Annotated in this window: 18 protein-coding genes; 5 read left to right on the forward strand and 13 right to left on the reverse strand. The window is 62.2% G+C overall.

What is annotated here, in order from left to right:
• Positions 1-336: 336 nt before the first annotated feature.
• The 3 genes from BMX61_RS17375 to ftsE are packed head-to-tail and all read right to left on the reverse strand — an operon-like array spanning position 337 to position 2753.
• The gene (locus BMX61_RS17375; RefSeq protein WP_075625938.1) at positions 337-1038 is read right to left on the reverse strand and encodes a YdcF family protein; all 702 of its coding nucleotides are present in this window, start codon (positions 1036-1038) and stop codon (positions 337-339) included.
• Between the two features lie 37 nt (positions 1039-1075).
• Positions 1076-2101: a cell division protein FtsX gene (locus tag BMX61_RS17380; protein ID WP_075625887.1), complete on the reverse strand. Its 1026-nt coding sequence runs from the start codon at positions 2099-2101 to the stop codon at positions 1076-1078.
• The gene (ftsE, locus tag BMX61_RS17385; RefSeq protein ID WP_075625888.1) at positions 2094-2753 is read right to left on the reverse strand and encodes a cell division ATP-binding protein FtsE; all 660 of its coding nucleotides are present in this window, start codon (positions 2751-2753) and stop codon (positions 2094-2096) included. The genes BMX61_RS17380 and ftsE overlap by 8 nt, the downstream gene beginning before the upstream one ends.
• A gap of 490 nt (positions 2754-3243) precedes the next feature.
• Between ftsE and hpt the strand changes: the two genes are divergently transcribed.
• Positions 3244-3786 carry a hypoxanthine phosphoribosyltransferase gene (gene hpt / locus BMX61_RS17390; protein WP_075625889.1) on the forward strand — a complete coding sequence of 181 codons (543 nt, stop codon included), beginning with the start codon at positions 3244-3246 and terminating at the stop codon, positions 3784-3786.
• Positions 3787-4025: 239 nt separating this feature from the next.
• Positions 4026-4385: a response regulator gene (locus BMX61_RS17395; protein WP_075625939.1), complete on the forward strand. Its 360-nt coding sequence runs from the start codon at positions 4026-4028 to the stop codon at positions 4383-4385.
• Between the two features lie 113 nt (positions 4386-4498).
• On the opposite strand, the gene BMX61_RS17400 is transcribed toward BMX61_RS17395, so the two are convergent.
• The 4 genes from BMX61_RS17400 to argH form a co-directional block, all read right to left on the reverse strand.
• On the reverse strand, positions 4499-7138 hold the full coding sequence (locus tag BMX61_RS17400; protein ID WP_234794725.1) for a TIGR02302 family protein: 2640 nt from the start codon (positions 7136-7138) through the stop codon (positions 4499-4501).
• Between the two features lie 271 nt (positions 7139-7409).
• A complete protein-coding gene (gene lysA, locus BMX61_RS17405; protein ID WP_075625890.1) occupies positions 7410-8675 on the reverse strand; it encodes a diaminopimelate decarboxylase in 1266 nt (421 codons plus the stop codon).
• A gap of 192 nt (positions 8676-8867) precedes the next feature.
• Positions 8868-9068: an LPS translocon maturation chaperone LptM gene (gene lptM, locus BMX61_RS17410; RefSeq protein ID WP_234794721.1), complete on the reverse strand. Its 201-nt coding sequence runs from the start codon at positions 9066-9068 to the stop codon at positions 8868-8870.
• A 100-nt stretch (positions 9069-9168) separates the two neighbouring features.
• On the reverse strand, positions 9169-10602 hold the full coding sequence (argH, locus tag BMX61_RS17415; protein WP_075625892.1) for an argininosuccinate lyase: 1434 nt from the start codon (positions 10600-10602) through the stop codon (positions 9169-9171).
• A gap of 43 nt (positions 10603-10645) precedes the next feature.
• Between argH and tlpA the strand changes: the two genes are divergently transcribed.
• From tlpA to BMX61_RS17430, 3 genes are all read left to right on the forward strand, one after another.
• Entirely contained in the window at positions 10646-11305 is a 660-nt protein-coding gene (gene tlpA, locus BMX61_RS17420) for a thiol:disulfide interchange protein TlpA (RefSeq protein WP_075625893.1), read from the forward strand.
• A gap of 62 nt (positions 11306-11367) precedes the next feature.
• The gene (locus tag BMX61_RS17425; protein WP_075625894.1) at positions 11368-11610 is read left to right on the forward strand and encodes a type II toxin-antitoxin system VapB family antitoxin; all 243 of its coding nucleotides are present in this window, start codon (positions 11368-11370) and stop codon (positions 11608-11610) included.
• Positions 11610-12050, forward strand: a complete 441-nt coding sequence (locus BMX61_RS17430) for a type II toxin-antitoxin system VapC family toxin (protein ID WP_234794722.1) — start codon at positions 11610-11612, stop codon at positions 12048-12050. The genes BMX61_RS17425 and BMX61_RS17430 overlap by 1 nt, the downstream gene beginning before the upstream one ends.
• Here the strand turns inward: BMX61_RS17430 and BMX61_RS17435 are convergent.
• The 6 genes from BMX61_RS17435 to BMX61_RS17460 form a co-directional block, all read right to left on the reverse strand.
• Positions 12017-12889, reverse strand: coding sequence for a 3-hydroxybutyryl-CoA dehydrogenase (locus BMX61_RS17435; RefSeq protein ID WP_075625941.1), 873 nt, complete (start codon positions 12887-12889; stop codon positions 12017-12019). The two genes, BMX61_RS17430 and BMX61_RS17435, sit on opposite strands and share 34 nt — an antisense overlap.
• 290 nt (positions 12890-13179) lie before the next feature.
• The gene (locus BMX61_RS17440; RefSeq protein WP_075625895.1) at positions 13180-14109 is read right to left on the reverse strand and encodes an electron transfer flavoprotein subunit alpha/FixB family protein; all 930 of its coding nucleotides are present in this window, start codon (positions 14107-14109) and stop codon (positions 13180-13182) included.
• A 28-nt stretch (positions 14110-14137) separates the two neighbouring features.
• Positions 14138-14887, reverse strand: coding sequence for an electron transfer flavoprotein subunit beta/FixA family protein (locus BMX61_RS17445; protein ID WP_075625896.1), 750 nt, complete (start codon positions 14885-14887; stop codon positions 14138-14140).
• 421 nt (positions 14888-15308) lie between these two features.
• The gene (locus tag BMX61_RS17450; protein ID WP_075625897.1) at positions 15309-17027 is read right to left on the reverse strand and encodes a B12-binding domain-containing radical SAM protein; all 1719 of its coding nucleotides are present in this window, start codon (positions 17025-17027) and stop codon (positions 15309-15311) included.
• A gap of 198 nt (positions 17028-17225) precedes the next feature.
• Entirely contained in the window at positions 17226-17804 is a 579-nt protein-coding gene (locus BMX61_RS17455) for a cob(I)yrinic acid a,c-diamide adenosyltransferase (protein WP_075625898.1), read from the reverse strand.
• Positions 17805-17905: 101 nt separating this feature from the next.
• Entirely contained in the window at positions 17906-18103 is a 198-nt protein-coding gene (locus BMX61_RS17460) for a twin transmembrane helix small protein (protein ID WP_075625899.1), read from the reverse strand.
• Between the last annotated feature and the right edge of the window lie 36 nt (positions 18104-18139).

Here is an 18139-nt window from a genome sequence, read left to right on the forward strand (position 1 = left end):
ATCGAACCTGAAGCAGGTTTGTCGATGCCAGCACAGATCGGCAAACCATGCTTCGAACAAAAGAGGCCAGGGCGCCGATCGAAGACCATCAGGTCGAAAAGTGCTCTGGAGACAGGCGCAGTCAGTCGGGCAAGGGCACGGCAAAGCAGGCCTCGCGGGCCGTGACTACACGATTATCCGCCAGCGCGAAATGCCTTGCCTTGCCACGACGGACAAGGGCTTGAGAAGAGCGTAAAGGGCCCTTGGCAGGCACGATGCAGGTGCACCGAATTGCGCGCCTGCACTGCCTCGCATCGAAGCCAATGGCTCTCGGTCTGGTGTTCGCCGCGCTCTATTCTATCGGTCGAGCCGGACATTGCGCGGATCGGTGCGCAGCCCCGAGGGCGTGCTGGCGCCCGTGAGATCCCGCAGACGGACGACGGAATATTTCACATATTCCGTCAGGATGGTCTTCACCACCATCGGATTGGTCATCCAATTCGATGTCTTCAGGTCCGAATTGACCACTGGATATGGCATAAAGCGGATATCGGGGCTGGCGCGTTGCAGTTCCAGTAGGCTGCGGGGCATGTGGTAATTGTTAGTGACCACGAGGATCGAGCGATAGCCATGGGCGCGGATCCATCCGGCTGTTTCATTAGCATTGCCGATCGTGTCGATGGCGTCATGGCCGATATCGACGCAGCAGCGAAACAGATCGGCCGAACTCTGGGTGTTGCGGCGGATCTGCGTGCCCGTCGTCGTCGGGTGGACGCCGGAAATCAGAAGCCGGGCGCCCGCACCCTCCTGCAGCAGTTCGACCGCCTGGTCGATGCGCTGGAAGCCGCCTGTCAGCACGACGATCGCATCCGCCTTGGGGTCGTCGGGCGGGGTGAGCGAGGCCACCTGATCGGCGAAGTAAAGCATGCTGGCGAGCACGCCGCCGGCCATGATGAGCAGCAGGAAGAAGAGGACGCGGATCAGCCGTCGCCGGCGGCTGACATGCCGTCGGCGCAGGCTCGCTCCCCCTCCGGCCTCGTCTCGATCGCTTTCGGTCATCGTCCTGATCATCATCGTTGCAGGCTGTTAGCCTGCCTCATTCCGGAACGGCATCCGTTCGGGTGGGGTCCGAACGGATGAGGTCGATTTCGTAGATCGTGCGCATCACCGTGTATCGTGCCGTCAACGTCGTCAGCAGGGCGATGACGATCATCGTCGCGACAATGCCGAGATACCCGGTGTATCCAATGGTGAAAGTGCCGAAGAGGGCCGTGGCCTGGTCGCTCTGCGGGGTGGCCAGCGAGCGGCTTTGCCACCAGCCGGCCAGAAGGAAGCAGAGCGCCGCCAGAAGACCGCCGGCGCCCGAGCCCTTGAGGCTGATCTTCAGGAAATGCTTCTGAAACTCCGATGCCACGAAGGAGGCCTCAGCGCCGACGAAATGCAGAACCTCGACAATGTGCCGGTTGCCCGAGAGCGTGCCGCGCGTGGCGAAAACCACAGTGAGCACCATGGCCGAAAAGACCAGCACCAGCACGCCGGTGCCGATCAGCGCCGTCGTATGAGCCATGGCCACCAGCCGGTCGACCCAGGTTCGATGATCGTCCAGCATGGCCTGGGGGATGACCTGCGCCAGCCGCGCCCGGAGAGCGGCGAAATCCGGCGGCGCGCGCTCGTCGATGGTGACGACGACCAGGCGCGGCACCGGCAGCTCGTCCAGATCCAGACCGGGGCCGAGCCAGGGTTCCAGCAGGCGCGCGGTGGCCTCACGATCGACCACCGTGGCGTCCCGCGTGCCGGGGAAGCTCAGGGCGATGTTGCGCGCATCGCTCAGCGCCTTGTCCATGTCGAGCCCTTCGGCCGGCTTGATCTGGATGGTGATCTCGCGCGAGATCTGGCTCTGCCAGCTTTCGGCAGTCGCGCGCACCATCATCACCGCGCCAAGCGTGATGCAGGCGAGAAAGGCCATGATGGCGATGACCAGCATCAGCGCCCGGCCGGACACATTGCTGGCCGGCACGATCGGGCCCGTGGGCCGCAGACGGATGGCCGGCCGCTTCGCCGTTGCTGACGCGGCGCTTTTCGGCGCTGGCTTGCGCGCGGGAGCCTGGCCCTGCTTACTCATAGATTTCCAGCTGCCCGTGAGACAGGATCATGCGCCGCGCCTCCACCTGGTCCATCAGGGTCAGGTCATGCGTGGCGATCACCACGGCTGTTCCCAGCCGGTTCAGCTCCATGAAGAGATTGAGCAGACGGCGCGCCATCGGCGGATCGACATTGCCTGTCGGTTCGTCCGCCAGCAGCACTTCCGGCCGGTCGATCAACGCGCGTGCGATGGCCGCGCGCTGCTTCTCTCCGCCGGAGAGCACCGGCGGCAGCACATTGACGCGCTCGCCGAGGCCGACCCAGCGCAGAAGCTCCAGAACATCGGCGCGATAACTCGTCTCGTCCTTACCGCGCACGCGCAGGGGCAAAGCGACATTCTCATAGGTGGTCAGATGATCGAGCAGCCGAAAATCCTGGAAGACGATGCCGACGCGCCGGCGTAAGAGCGGCAGTTCCTCGCGCGGGATCGTGGCGATGTTGCGGTCGAACATGCGAATCAAGCCGCGCGTCGGCTGCAGCGAGAGGAAGAGCAGCCTCAGCAGCGTCGTCTTGCCTGCGCCGGATGGGCCGGTCAGAAACTGGAAGGATTTCTGCGGAATGTCGAAGGTGAGGTCGCGAAGGATCTCCGGCCCCATGCCGTAGCGCAGTCCGACATTTTCGAAATGGATCAAGGTTCTGTCCAGGTGCGGGTGGTCATGGGACGGCAGGGCTCGACGACAGACCGGATCAGGCCGTCATCCGGGTGAGCATGGTTAAACAGCGGTTAATTTTTCATGAAAAAGAGCCGGTTTCACGACGCCGGGCGTAAAAAATTAACCATTCGCTTTCATTGTTCGGAAAGCATGAGGATCGCCGGTCCGTCTTTGGACGGGCGTGCATCCGTCAGGCTTGCACAGGCGAAGGCACTGTTTGATCGGCCTTGACGGGCCCGAAGCCTTGGTTCATGCCCTTGGGCTTGGGCGCGCTGCAGGGAGAATAAGCGCTATCCTCGCAGTATAGGCCATTTCGCGGCTGATCGCTCGCTTTGCCCTTGAGCCGCACGGTGGGCAGTCCGTCTTTGGCCGAGAGCCTTGGTCGTCGTGTCGCGCAAGGACGTGTCCGCGCATTTCTTCTTTCCGGCATGCCGGCCGTCAGCGCGGCATGCCCAACCCAGGATCCGCCATGCCAGTCGTTCGCGGCAAGACCATCGATATCCTCTATTCCGCGGAAACCATTGCCGAGCGCAACCGGGCCATTGCGGCCGAGATCGCCCAGGGCAACAGCGAGGATCTCCTGGTGATTTCTGTGCTTAAGGGCTCCTTCATCTTCGCGGCCGACCTGATTCGCGCCATGCATGACGCAGGCGTCGCGCCTGAAATGGAGTTCATCACGCTGTCCAGTTACGGCACCGGCACGGTTTCGCGCGGTGTGACCGTGCTCAAGGATATCGACAGCGATGTCGCCGGACGCCATGTGCTCCTGATAGACGATATTCTCGAATCCGGCCGCACCCTGCGTTTTGCCCGTGACCTCATGTTCGAACGCGGCGCCGCCTCGGTGCAGATCGCCGTGTTGCTGGACAAGCGGATCAAGCGCGAGGTCGATTTCGAGGCCGATTTCATCGGTTTCGAGTGTCCCGACTATTTCGTGGTCGGCTATGGCATGGACGCAGCCTATGCTTTTCGCGAGCTGCCTTTCGTCGGCGTCGTGACCGGCGACGCGTAAGTCCGAGTGGAAGCCAGCTCTTCGCGTCAAGGTTAAGGTCTTCTCAATTCCCAGCCTGGCCAAGGGGTTCAGCGCCGGACTTGTGCCGTCCGCGCACATTTGCCTGTCGTGGCAGCGCGGCGTCCTCCTGCGATCTTTACGGATCGACAAGAAAACTTTGGTCATTTCCCCCGCATGTCCCGCCGTCGAATCATGGAGCGTTCGATAGCGGATCAGCCAATTGTCGGACGGAGGCCATGATGGCGAAGATCCTGATTACGGAAGACGAAGATTCCCTGCGCCGCTTCGTGGCGCGCGCCTTGCAGCTGGATGGCCATGAGACGGCGGAAGCCGGCGATGGCGCCGAAGGCCTGGCACGTCTGAGCGAGGAGCCTTTCGATCTCCTTCTGTCCGATATCCGCATGCCTGTGATGGACGGGATCGCGCTGGTGCATGAGGCCTCTGCCGCCTATCCGCAGATGAAGATCCTGCTGATGACCGGCTATGCCGAACAGCGCGAACGCGCCAATGACCTTGCCGCCAAGGTCATCGATGTCGTGCCAAAGCCCTTCACGCTGCCGGATATCCGGCGTGCCGTGGCCGAAGCGCTTGCGGCCTGACAGGATTTCCGATCGGTCGCTTCGCTATGCACTTTCGCAGCAGTGGCCTGCCGATCGACACCGTCGACCCCTGAAGATCCCGAACCGCGCTTCGCCCCATCCGTGGCCTGCGCTTACTGAATGTCGAGCAGGCGTTCCAGATAGCGGCGCTCGACCTCGGGCGAGAGATTGTTGCCCAGGCGGCGGCGGATTTCCTCCAGGATCTGGCGCGCACGCTGGGTGTCGATCTCGTCGGGCACCTTGACCTGATCGCCGAATTCCGGGCCGATATTCTGCTGGCGGCGGCCGAGCGGGTCGCGTCCGTTCTGGCCGTATTGCGGAATGCCCTGGCCGGGTCCTTGCCCTTGACCCTGCTGGCTCTGCATCTGGCTCATCATCTCCTGCGCGCCTTGGCGCAGCGCCTGCAATGCGCGGCCCTGGCCACCCAGCGCCTCGTCGCTGCGACCCTGTCCCAATGCGCCGGCCGCCCCTTGCATTTCGCGTCCGGCCTCGCCAAAGCCCTTGCCGGGCTGCATGCCGAGACCCTGCAGGCCCTTCTGCAACTCGCCGAGCTGCTTTTTTAGGGCATCCTGCTGCGCCTTGAGATCTTTCAGCGCCTGGCGAAGCTGCTCTTCGCTCATCTGGTCCGTCGGGTTGCCGCCCTTCGGATCCTGCCCGGCCTGACCCTGCTGGCCCTCTTGTCCCCGCTCGCCCTGCTGGCCTTGCTGCGGCATGCCCGGCATCGGCTGGTCGAAGAGTTCGTCGCCCCCTTCGAGCGGATCGCCGCGCTGCATGCGGTCGCGCAGCGCCTGGTCATATTGGAAAGTCTGCTCCATCAGCTTCTGCTGGTCCTGCAGCAGCCGGCCGAGCTTGTCCATCTGTTGGCGCATCTGGCTGTTCTCGCCGCTCTGCTGCTGGCCCTGCTGCGGCCGTCCGGCCTGCAGATTGTTCATCATCCGCTGCATTTCGGAAAGCAGCTGTCGAGCTTGATCCTTCGAGCCGGAGCGGGCCAGATTCTCGATCTGGTTCATCATCCGGTCGAGGTCCTGCTGGTTGATGGTGTTTTGCGGGTTGGGTCGCGCCATTTGCGGGTTCTTCATCGCCTGCTCGGCCATGGCCTGCATGAACTGCTTCATCGCATCGCGCAGTTCCTGCATCAATTTGGCGATCTCCTCGTCGGAGGCCCCACGCTCCAGCGCGTCGGAGAGGTTCTGCTGGGCATCGCGCAGCCGCTTTTCCGCAAGCGACAGATTGCCGTCCTCGATCCCGAGCGCGATGTCCCAGAGATAGGCGGCCGTGTCGCGCAGCATGTCGTCATTCTGCGCGGTCTTCATCCGCCCCTTGGCCGAGGTGATCAGCAGGTAGTGGGTGAGGTTGGGAATGGTCTCGTCCGGCCTGCTGGTAATGGCATCATTGAGGTCGAGCGCGCGCGGCAGGGCGTTGGCATCCAGCGCAAAGACCTGACGCTCCTCGGCCACGGCGCCCGCCAGCGGCTCGGTGAAGCGGCGGGCGGGCAGGATCATGGTTTCCGGCTTGCTGCGACCTTCCTGACCGGCGGCGTCGCGCGCGACCAGCGTGATCGTCACGCGCTTGCCGGCCAGCGGATGCTCGCTCAGATTCCGGCTGGTGGTGCCCTTGGCCTCCTTGGCATTGCGGCGCGGCAGGTCCAGGCGGTAATCCGGCGCGGGGTAAAGCGGCCGCGCATCCGGCGCTGGTGTCTCCACCGGCTTGATTTCGGCCCAGGCGGCCTCGATGCCGTAATCGTCCTTGGCTGAAAAGCCGATTTCCAGTGCGGCATTGGCCGTCGGACGTGGCTTGCCCTCGAAGACGATCTCGGGCGCCTTGTCCGGCGTGATCTTGAAGCTCCAGGCCGAGCCGGCCACTTCGAGACGTCCGTCCTGTGTCAGCCGCATCTGATGGGTCACACCGGCCGATGCGGAATTGGCCGCGCTGGCGGGTGCCGGCTGCGAAGCAGGTCCGGATGATGCTGCGCCCTGATCGATCTCCTTGCCAGCCGCTGCCTCGTCCGCCTTCAGCGGCACAGGCTGAGGCTCCGCGCTGCCGATACGATAGGTCACCGGCACGCTGCCCGATGCGCTCGCGATGCGCACGATCAGCTCGCTTGCCTGGGGCACCGTGACGGTTTCCGCCCTGTCGCTCGCTTCCCGTCCCGTCAGGAAGATCGGTGCACGCCCCGTATAGGCCGGCGGCGTGACCCAAGCATCGATGCGCACATCGGGCACGGTCGAGGCTGCCTGAGGCGCGTGGGCGACGTCGGTCAGCGTCCCCGCGCGGTTCGAAAAGGAAAAGGCAAAGGCGACACAGGCGAGCAGCACCGGCAGCGCCCGAAGGCCGTAGACATCGAAGCGCGCGATATCGGGCCGGGGAAGTCCCGTCTCCAGATCGTGGATGCGCCGGGCCATGCGCGCCTGATGCTCGGCCCAGAGCGCCTGTCCGAAGGGGCCTGATGTCGCCAGGCTGTCGTCCTGCACGCCGATGGCCTGGTGCGGCAGATGGTTGCGCGCCTCCAGCATGCGGTCCGCATCGCCAAGATCCGGCAGGCGAAGGCGCAGGAGCGGGATGAGTGCACCGACGAAGGCAACGGCGAAGCCGATGCCGACAACAAAATGCATCAGCGCCGGCATGATCCGGAATAGGCCGAACCAAGAGGCGGAAAGAAACAGAAGGACGATCGAGAACGGCGCCAGCAGATGCGGTGCCACCCGCTCCAGCGTCAGCACCATCAGGGCGAAGCGCCGCTTGCGGCCAAGCATGCGCGCAAGCGGGCTCTGAAGCGTGGATGCGGAGCGAGGGGTCGTCAACGGGCGTTCGGGCCGGTGGGTCGCCATCAAAGGTCCTTTGCCGGTGCGGGAAGGCGGCGGGCGAAGGCGCAAAACGGCACGGCGCGCAGCTCACCGAAACATAAAGATGGAGGATACCATCCTTTGTGGCGAAGGCGAGAGCGAGAACGCAATCGTGAACAAATCATGAGCAGACAGGCGCTCGGCCGAGCATGCGCCCGCTCAAGTCCCTCGGGCTGCGGCGTCAGATCCAGTCCGGCACCGAGTCGAGAGCGATCAACTCTTCATAGGTGCGGCGCGGCCGAATGACGTGGAAGCGGTCGCCCTTGACGAGCACTTCGGGCACTAGGAGACGGGTGTTGTAGGTGCCGGCCTGAACTGCGCCATAGGCGCCCGCCGTGCCCACGGCAATCAAGTCGCCCGGCCTCGGCATGGCCATTTCCCGGTCGAGCGCCAGATAGTCCCCTGTCTCGCAGACAGGTCCGACGATATCGGCCGTGATTCGCGGCGCATTGGCGGCCGAAATCCGGACCGGGCGCACTTCGTGGAAAGCGTCGTAGAGCGTCGGGCGGATGAGGTCGTTCATCGCTCCGTCAACGACGACGAAGGTCTTTGAGCCGCCATCCTTCACATAGAGAACTTCGGTGACCAGAATGCCCGCATTGCCGACGATCAGCCGGCCGGGCTCGGTCACGATACGGCAGCCGAGGCCGGACAGAGCATCCTTGACGACCTGTGCATAGACTTCCGGCGCCGGCGGCGGATTGTTGTCTTCCTTATAAGGAATGCCGAGACCGCCGCCGACATCGACATGCGAAAGGACATGGCCATCGGCGCGCAGGGTTTCCACCAGCTCGCGCAGCAGGCGGAAGGCATCGGCAAAGGGCTGGAGATCGGTGATCTGGCTGCCGATATGCATGTCGATCCCGGTCACTTCGATGCCCGGCAGGGTGGCGGCATGGGCATAGATCGCGCGGGCACGCTCATAGGCGATGCCGAACTTGTTTTCCTTCTTGCCCGTGGAAATCTTGGCATGGGTGCGGGCATCCACATCCGGATTGATGCGGAAGGAGACATGCGCCCGCTTGCCGAGCCGTTGGGCCCGCTGGTTCAAGATTTCGAGTTCAGGCTCGGATTCGACATTGAAGCAATAGATGCCGGCTTCCAGCGCCAGGTCCATCTCATCCGCCGTCTTGCCGACGCCGGAGAACATGATCTTCGAGGCGGGAATGCCGGCTGCGAGCGCCCGGCGAAGCTCGCCGCCGGAGACGACATCGGCGCCCGCGCCGAGCGCGGCCAGCGTCTTCAGCACCGCCTGATTGGAATTGGCCTTCATGGCATAGCAGACCAGCGCATCGACGCCGATGAATGCTTCGGAAAACACGCGGAAGTGGCGCTCCAGCGTGGCCGTCGAATAGCAATAGAAGGGTGTGCCGACCGCGCGGGCGATATCGGCCACCGATACATTTTCAGCATGGAGAACGCCGTCGCGATAGTCGAAGTGGTTCACGGTTCAAGGTCCTAGAGGATCGAAGGGGCGCCTGGCCTGATGGCCCTGCGGCAATGTGGATGGCCTGGCGGATTCGCGCTGCTGACAGCTGCGTTCTGCCGATGGCGACGACTGGATCGCCATGATCCAATCAATAGGCGGAGCGAAGCGGCGATAGCTGCCGACACGCTTTTCCTTTTCGCGCTCGTGTCCTTAGAGCAGCGGGTCGAGCAGGAAAGGACGCTCCGGCGTCGGGTCCGGTTGTGGCTTCTGGCCTGGTTGCGTCTTGACGTTCGCCTGGGCCGCGCTGACGCTTGGGCGCTCAAGATCGCCCTTGCGCCCGCAGCCGGCGAGGCTTGTCACGGCCAGGACAAGGCCGATGGCCGCAATCACGCTCTTCGTCTTTACCATCATCCGCCTCATCAATCCCGCGCCTGCGGCAAGCTGTCCATCATATTGCACCAGCCGGCTTTGGCTTAGCCGGTTTTGCCAGGCTGCGCATCCGCTTTGTTGCTCAGCCAGCCAGACGCGTCCGCCACCAGGCGATCTGCTGGCGCACCTGTGCCGGCGCGGTGCCGCCGAAGCTCGTGCGGCTGGCGACCGAGGCATCGACCGAGAGCACGGAGAAGACGGCATCGGTAATATCGGGGTGGATGGCCTTGAGCTCGTCGAGCGACAGGGCTTCGAGCGCTACGCCCTTGGCCTCGGCCGCCGCCACGGCCCGGCCGGTGACATGATGGGCATCGCGGAAAGGCAGGCCGGCTTCGCGCACCAGCCAGTCAGCCAGATCCGTGGCGGTGGAAAAGCCGGAGCCGGCGGCAGCCCGCATGCGGTCGGCATTGACGGTGAGGTCTCGCACCATGCCGGTCATGGCGGCGAGCGCCAGTTCCAGGCTCTCGGCGGCGTCGAAGACCTGTTCCTTGTCTTCCTGCATATCCTTGGAATAGGCGAGCGGCAGGCCCTTCATAACAGTGAGAAGTGCGATCAGCGAGCCGTTGATGCGGCCGGTCTTGGCGCGCACCAGTTCGGCTGCATCCGGATTCTTCTTCTGCGGCATGATCGAGGAGCCGGTGGAAAAAGCGTCCGACAGGCGGATGAAACCGAATTGCGGCGTCGACCAGATGACGATTTCCTCTGCCAACCGCGACAGGTGTGTGGCAGAGATCGCGGCGATCGACAGGAACTCCAGCGCGAAATCGCGGTCGGATACCGTATCGATCGAATTGCGCGTCGGGCCGGCAAAGCCGAGCGCGGCGGCCGTCATGTGGCGGTCGATCGGGAAGCCGGTGCCGGCCAGCGCCGCCGCGCCGATCGGGCTTTCGTCAAGATGCTCGATCGCATGCAGGACGCGGGCCTTGTCGCGGGCGAACATCTCGACATAGGCCATGCAATGATGGCCGAAGGTCACCGGCTGGGCTGTCTGCAGATGGGTAAAGCCGGGCATGACGGTGTCGGCATGTTCCTCGGCGCGGTCGAGGAAGGCGAGGATCAGCGCATCGATCGCTTGTGCCGTCTTTTCCATCTCGGCTTTGACCCAGAGGCGGAAATCGAGCGCCACCTGGTCGTTGCGTGAGCGGGCCGTATGCAGCCGTCCGGCGGCCGGGCCGATCAAAGCCGCCAGCCGCGCCTCGACATTCATATGGATGTCTTCGAGCTTGCGCGAGAATTCGAAGCGGCCGCTTTCGATCTCCTCCAGCACCGTGTCCAGGCCCTTGAGGATCTGGTCGCGGTCGGCCTCGGTGATGATGCCTTTGGCCGCCAGCATGGTGGCATGTGCCTTGGAACCGGCAATATCCTGGGCATAAAGCTTCTTGTCGAAGCCGATGGAGGCATTTATCTCCTCCATGATCGCCGCAGGGCCCTTGGCGAAGCGGCCGCCCCACATCGCGTTGGACTGGCCACTGGATTGGGCGTTGGAGGAGGGGGTGTTAGAGGCGCCGTCCGCCATGGCAAGGTCCGCTCGTTGATGTCAGATTGAAAGTGGCATGTGAATGACAGATCAGACGACACGCCGTTTCGCGCGCCCCCTGGTGGCGGTCGCGGCCTTGCTGGGCCTTCTCGCCGGTGCGGCAGCGGTATACGTTAGGGAAACCCGCTCTGGCAATGGCGCGGGCGGCGAAACTGCCGCGGCCGATTGCGCCGCAGCCCAGGCGACGGTCGGCCGGATCACGCCGCTTCTGAAAGGCCAGGTCGCGGCCATGGCGCCGCAGATGCCGAGGCCTTTGCCGCCGCTTTCCTTCACTAATGCCGAGGGCAAACCACAAGACCTTTCCGCCTTTGCGGGCAAGACCCTGCTTGTCAATCTCTGGGCGACGTGGTGCGTGCCCTGCCGGGAGGAAATGCCGGCGCTCGACGCTTTGCAACGCGACATGGGCGACGATCGATTCCAGGTTCTCGCCGTCAATATCGACATGGGCGGCGACGAGAAGCCGAAAGCCTTTCTCGATGAGATCGGCGTCAAGGCGCTTGCGCTAAATCGGGATGCCTCGATGGGCGTCTTCAACACGCTGAAGAAAGAGGGCCTGGCCTTCGGCCTGCCGGCTACCTTCCTGGTCGACCCCAAGGGCTGCCTGCTCTCCGCCATGAACGGCCCGGCGGCCTGGGACAGCCCGGATGCCAAGGCCTTGATCGCAGCAGTGAAGGGGATCTAAATAGAATTGTTGCGCATGGTCAGTTGCAAGCGCTGGCCCACCTCTTCAAAAGGACGGTCCCAATGGCCACCGAATTGCTTGATGCCCGTTCTCTTGCCCTGGCTCGCAAGCTTGCTGATCGGCGGCACCTTCCGCTTGCAGAGGCGGTTCGCCAGGCCTTGGAAAACGAGTTGAAGAGGGTAGAGAAGTCGCCCTCACTGGCATCGCGTATTTCTGTGATCGCGGAAGACTTGGCTAGCCAAGCAGGGCCGAACAAACGGGTTCCATCGAAGGATGAGATTGATGCCCTCTGGGGCCAATCCTGATGTTTATCGACACATCCGTTATCGTTGCCCTTCTGGTCCGAGAGCCGGACTGGGAAGATCTGATTGCAAGAATTGAGAACAGTGCGGTTCGTTACACATGCGCTCTGGTTGTGCTTGAGGCCGCCATGCGTCTGTCCAGCCTGATGGATGTTGATCCAAGACTTGCCGAGACACGCATTGACGCATTTTTGAAAGCAGCGGACGTCACCGTCCTCTCGATTCCAGCTGAGGCGGCGTCAATCGCCATTGAAGCGTTTGCGATTTATGGCAAAGGGCGAGGTCACCCCGCGCAGCTCAACCTGGCCGATTGCATGGTTTATGCTTGCGCTAAGCAGCTCGCTTTGCCGTTGCTTTCAAAGGTGCTGATTTCTCAAAGAGAGATATCGTCATTGCCTGAGCCGAGAGTTTATCGCGTCGGCACCGGCGTTTCGCCGCGATAATCATAAAAGCCTCGGCCGGATTTTCGGCCCAACCAGCCGGCCTCGACATATTTCACCAGAAGCGGGCAGGGGCGGTATTTGGAATCGGCCAGCCCGTCATGCAGCACCTGCATGATCGACAGACAGGTGTCGAGACCAATGAAGTCGGCCAGTTGCAAGGGGCCCATCGGATGATTGGCGCCGAGCCGCATGGCCGTATCGATGGCATCGACCGACCCGACGCCCTCATACAGCGTGTAGATCGCCTCGTTGATCATCGGCAGCAGAATGCGGTTGACGATGAAGGCCGGAAAATCCTCCGCCACCGTGATCGCTTTGTCGAGCTTGCTGACATACTCCTTGGCGGCGGAGAATGTCTCATCTTCCGTGGCTATGCCACGCACGAGTTCCACGAGCTTCATCACCGGCACGGGATTCATGAAGTGGATGCCCATGAACCGCTCGGGACGATCGGTGGCCGAGGCAAGGCGCGTGATCGAGAGGGAAGACGTGTTGGTCGCCAGCATCGCCTCTGGCTTGAGGATCGGACAAAGCTGGCCGAAGATCTTGCGCTTGACGCTTTCGTCCTCGGTCACCGCCTCGATCACGAGATCGGAGGAGGAGAGGTCGTGCATGTCGGCGGAGCCTTGGATCAGCGACATGGCCTGCTTGCGCTGGTCCTCCGTCAACTTGGCCGAGGCGACCTGACGGGCAAGATTTCCATTGATCGTGGCGAGTGCCGTTTCGATGCGCTCGGCTGCGACGTCGTAGAGCTGGACCTTGTAGCCTGCGATTGCGGAGACCTGCGCGATCCCACATCCCATCTGCCCCGCACCGACGACGCCGACATTCTTGATCATCTGGTCGATTTCCACCCGCTTGACGCAATTTCCGCTGGAGACGCAACGGTCTGGCTCGCCTATCGAACAGCTGAGGCCTGTCAACGTGACGCTTGCAGCCCCGCAGCCGCTCGCCTCGTCTCATGCCGCCCTGGCTGCAGAGCCGGAGGTTTATCCTCCCCCTCAGTGATAAAGACGAATGGCGGAAGATGCCAGCCCTTTCGGTGCAGTGCGGCAGGCTTTGCTAAAAACAGCGAAGCGGCGGACCCTGTCGACCCGCCGCTTCGTCCTACAAGCCAGGAAAGAGCGCGCTACAGCGCCTTTTCGAGTTCGGGGAGGATATCGAAGAGATCGCCGACGAGGCCGTAATCGGCCACCTGGAAGATCGGCGCTTCCTCGTCCTTGTTGATGGCGACGATCACCTTGGAGTCCTTCATGCCGGCCAGATGCTGGATGGCGCCGGAGATGCCGCAGGCGATGTAGAGATCGGGGGCGACGACCTTGCCGGTCTGGCCGACCTGCCAGTCATTGGGCGCATAGCCGGCATCGACGGCCGCACGGCTTGCGCCGACCGCCGCTCCCAGCTTGTCGGCCAGCGGCAGGATGACCTCGGTGAACTTCTCCGAGGAGCCGAGGGCCCGCCCGCCCGAGACGATGATCTTGGCAGACGTCAGTTCCGGCCGGTCAGAGGTCGACAGCGCGTCGGAGACGAAACGCGACAGGCCGGGATCGGCTGCCGCCGCCACGGGCTCGATGGCCGCCGCGCCGCCGTCGACCGCCGGCGCAAAGCCTGCGGTGCGCACGGTGATCACCCTCTTGGCGTCAGCCGTCTTGACAGTCTGGATGGCATTGCCGGCATAGATCGGCCGCTTGAAGGTATCGGCCGACACCACCTCGGTGATCTCCGAGATCTGCGCGACGTCGAGGAGTGCGGCCACACGCGGCAGCACGCTCTTGCCGACCGAGCTTGCGGCCGAAAGAATGGTGTCATAGCCGCCTGCGATCGACAGGATCAAGGCTGCGAGCGGCTCGGCCAGATTGCCGGCAAGGCTGGCATCTTCGGCCAGGAGCACCTTGGCGACACCTGCAAGCTTTGCGGCGGTTTCAGCGGCCGCACGAGCCTCGGGGCCGGCTACGAGCACATGGATCTCGCCGCCGATCTGGGTGGCGGCGGTCAGCGCGCGGGCCGTCTGGTCCGACAGCGCGCCCTTGTCATGGTCCGCCAGAAGAAGAACAGTCATGGAAATCTCCTAAGGTTGGCCCGATGCTTTAGAGAACGCCGGCTTCGGTCTTCAGCTTCTCGACCAGCTCGGCCACCGAACCGACCTTGATGCCGGCCTTGCGGCCACCGGGCTCCTCGGTCTTCAGCACCGTCAGGCGCGGGGCGATGTCGACGCCGTAATCGGCCGGCGTCTTCTTGTCCAAGGGCTTCTTCTTGGCCTTCATGATGTTGGGCAGCGAGGCATAGCGCGGCTCGTTCAGGCGCAGGTCCGTGGTGACCACGGCCGGAAGCTTGACCTCGATGGTCTGCAGGCCGCCATCGACCTCGCGGGTGACGGAGGCCTTGTCCTCACCGATCTCGATCCTGGAGGCAAAGGTCGCCTGCGGCCAGTTCAAAAGCGCAGACAGCATCTGGCCGGTCTGGTTCGAGTCGTCATCGATCGCCTGTTTGCCGACGATCAGAAGGCCTGGCTGTTCGGCTTCCGCCACGGCTTTCACGATCTTGGCCACCGCCAGCGGCTCGACCGCCGCCTCGGTCTCCACCAGGATCGCCCGATCCGCGCCCATGGCCAGCGCCGTGCGCAGCGTTTCCTCGGCCTTGGCCGGGCCGATGGACACGACCACCACCTCGGAGGCCTTTCCGGCTTCCTTCAGGCGAAGCGCTTCTTCCACCGAGATCTCGTCGAACGGGTTCATCGACATCTTCACATTGGCCAGGTCCACACCGGACCCATCCGGCTTCACCCGGATCTTGACATTGTAGTCGACGACACGTTTCACCGTGACCAAGATTTTCATGGCAAGCTTCCCTTCGCGATGCTGTCCAGGACAATGCGCGGCCTGACCGCGCCCCGATGGTCGATTGGCGACATGGATACGCGATTTTGCTCCAAGTTCAATCTTTGCCACCGGGAACGCGCGGTTCCTCCAGAGCTGATTGTTTGACGTTTACGTTCAGGTAAGTCAAGCGGTGGTCGCGCCTCGCAAGCCATGAGCAATCCTCTGAAAGGTTCCGGTATTGGCTCAGAAGCGCTGATATCATCTGCGTATGGCCCCATGACCAATATCATACGAGAAAAGCCGCCGAGGCTGGCTCGGCGGCTTTTCAAAAAACGTCTTTCAGACATGATCATGTTGTGGGACGCAGGCTCCCAAGCCAACAATATGCGAGATCCGGCAGAACAGAAGGCCTGCTCAAGCTCATTACCTGCGCCACATGTCAAGCGACATGCAATGGAACCACCGAAGCGTCTTGGTCGACACGCAGATCCTGCAGCTTCGCATAGAGTTTTCCGGCGCTCACCTTGCTGACGAAATCCTCGAAGCGGTCATCGAAGACAATGTCGAAATGGGCGAAATATTTGCCCCAGAGTGCATCGATCTGACCGATGCGGCGCGCTTCGCGCCAATGATGCTCGGCCTGTTCGCGTTGTCCAAGATGCGTTTTGGCAACTGCAAGGCAATAGTGGCCGAAGGCGTGGTTCTGGTAGGTCCGGGTGATATATTGGAAATAGGCGTCGGCAGCTGCGTAGTCGCCCTTTTGCAGACGATATGCATTGATGAAATTGACATCCAGATTCATCAGATAGGCGACGTCCGAAATATATTCCGCCGTGAAATCCTTCGTGTTGATCACGTTTTCGCCGAAGAGAAAGCCCGAGACCAAGAATTCGGCATTGGGATCGATATAGCCTTCCTCCAGGCACTGCTCATAGAGCAGGGAACCCTTGATCGGGCTGGCGACGGAGATGCTGCACAGATCGATGCCCCATTCGATGATCTTCTCGCGGGTCGTCTTGCGGTGTGTATCGGTTTCGCCGGGAAGGCCGACGACGATGAAGGCAACAACCCAAATATTGTGCTTGCGCAAGGCGTCCACCACAGGCTGCACATGGGCGATCTTCATCGGCTTGTTGACGAGATTGCGGATGACCCACTCGTCTCCGGACTCGACGGCGATACGCACCGAGCGCACGCCTGCCTTGTACATCAGTTCGACCAGTTCTTCGTCCATATAGGTGGGCGAAAGGCCGTTCGGCAGTTCTATCCTGAGATTGTAGGGCGCCAGCCGGCGGAAGATTTCCTTCGCGCGATCGCGCGCGAGCAGAAGCATGTCGTCATAGAAGATCAGACAGTTCGCGCCGTAGAGCCGAATGATGTTTTCGACATGGGCGATCAGCTGATCCACGCCGGCATAGCGCATGGACTTATCGTTTTCGCCGGAGTGCCAGCAGAAGGAACACTTGAACGGACAGCCGCGCGAGGTCACGATCGGGAAAGCGCGGAGATTGTCGAGATAGCGGTCGTCGAGCGGATTGAAGGAGACCCGTCGTTCATAATCCAGCACATCGATCAGGGAGTAATCGATGTCGATGACCTCATCGAGATTGGTCAGGAGTTTCTTCTGCGGGCCCTTGCTGCTCTCCATGTCCTTGCGAGAGACCCATGAAGGATGGTCTTCGACGGCCTTGAACAGATCTTGCGACATCAGGAGATCATGGAAGGGGAGCTCGCCTTCCGAAAAGCAGACCGCATCGAGCTCGGGCTGGTTCTGCAGGATTTTCTTCGCAATCGGCGAGACGGCCGGGCCTCCGCAGACGACGAGGCAACCCGGCAGGATTTCCTTTGTCAGCTTGACGATCGGAGAGATCGCAAAATAGGCATTGTCGAACATGACCGAGATCCCGAGGATCTCCGGCTGGAACGCTTTCAGCTTTTCGCGCAGCCGATCCTCAAGGGCAGGCAGGCTGTCATTGTTGACGGCAACATCGATGACATCGAAGTCCGCCATGCCGTTACAGTGCTTGATGATCGACAGCACGCCATAGGGATAATCCTGGATGTTGCCCGCATTGCCTTCACTGCGCAGATGGGTGACGACGACGAACAAAACCTTGCGACGGGCAGCTTCGGCTGCACCGTTCGACGAATGTTGCATGTCATTCCGGTAAACGCGTGCTGCCGAAGAACTTGTCATTGAGCACCGAGATGGTTGGTTGATATCGCAAAAAAAATATCAAGCCCGTCGTCAAAGTGTCCACAGCAAATTATTGTCGATGATAAGTAATTTAAGTCCTGCCTTAATTATAAATCAAGTCAAAAAAGCTTGGTTTGCGGCGTCTTATCTATTCTGTATTTACCGCGTTAGGCCTGGCACCCAAAGAACATCGGCCTTTCCCTTGTCATTGGTATAGCGGGCGGCAACGAAGAGGAGGTCGGACAGGCGGTTGACGTAGCGCAATGCGGCCTGGCTCACACGCTCCTCCAGGTCGGCGGCGAGCTCCACCATTTCCCGTTCGGCCCGGCGGGCGACGGTGCGGGCGACATGCAGGCTGGCCGCCGCTGGCGTGCCGCCCGGCAGCACGAAGGAGCGCAGAGGTTCGAGTGCGGCATTCAGCTGGTCGATCTCCGCTTCCAGCCGTTCGACCTGATGGTCGACGATCCGCAGGGGCTCATAGCCGAGCGGTTCGTCGCTCTCCGGCGTGGCGAGATCGGCGCCGAGATCGAAGAGATCGTTCTGGATCCGCTGGAGCATGGCATCCAGCTCAACATCTCCGGCCAGATGCAGACGCGCCATGCCGATCAAGGCATTGGTTTCGTCGATCGTACCGAAGGCCATGACCCTCCGGTCGAATTTGGCCCGTCGCGGCCCGGCGGCGAGCCCCGTGGTGCCGTCGTCGCCGGTGCGGGTGTAGATCTTGTTGAGCTTGACCATGATGCCCTGTGATGCGTGCTTTGAAGTCTGTCAGAGCCGACGCTCTGTCTCTTCGCCTGTTGTGTCGTGGACACAGGCACATAGTGCCCGTTCTGCCGGCGTCACCGTCCGCCGCCGGTTATCCACAGAACCAGCATGATCAGCGCGACGGCGACGGCCTGCAGGAGCACGCGCATCTGCATCAGCTTGTTGGAGCGGTTGCCATTGCCGCCCTTGGCCATGTTGACGAGGCCGCGGATGAGCACGATCACCACGAGCCCCATGACGAGCAGGGTCAGCCCGGTCAGAAAACTGTTCATGTCCTTCGATATCCTTCCCCGGCCTCTCCTCAGGCC

This window comes from Xaviernesmea oryzae (assembly GCF_900109605.1).
In the GTDB taxonomy this organism is placed as follows: domain Bacteria; phylum Pseudomonadota; class Alphaproteobacteria; order Rhizobiales; family Rhizobiaceae; genus Xaviernesmea; species Xaviernesmea oryzae.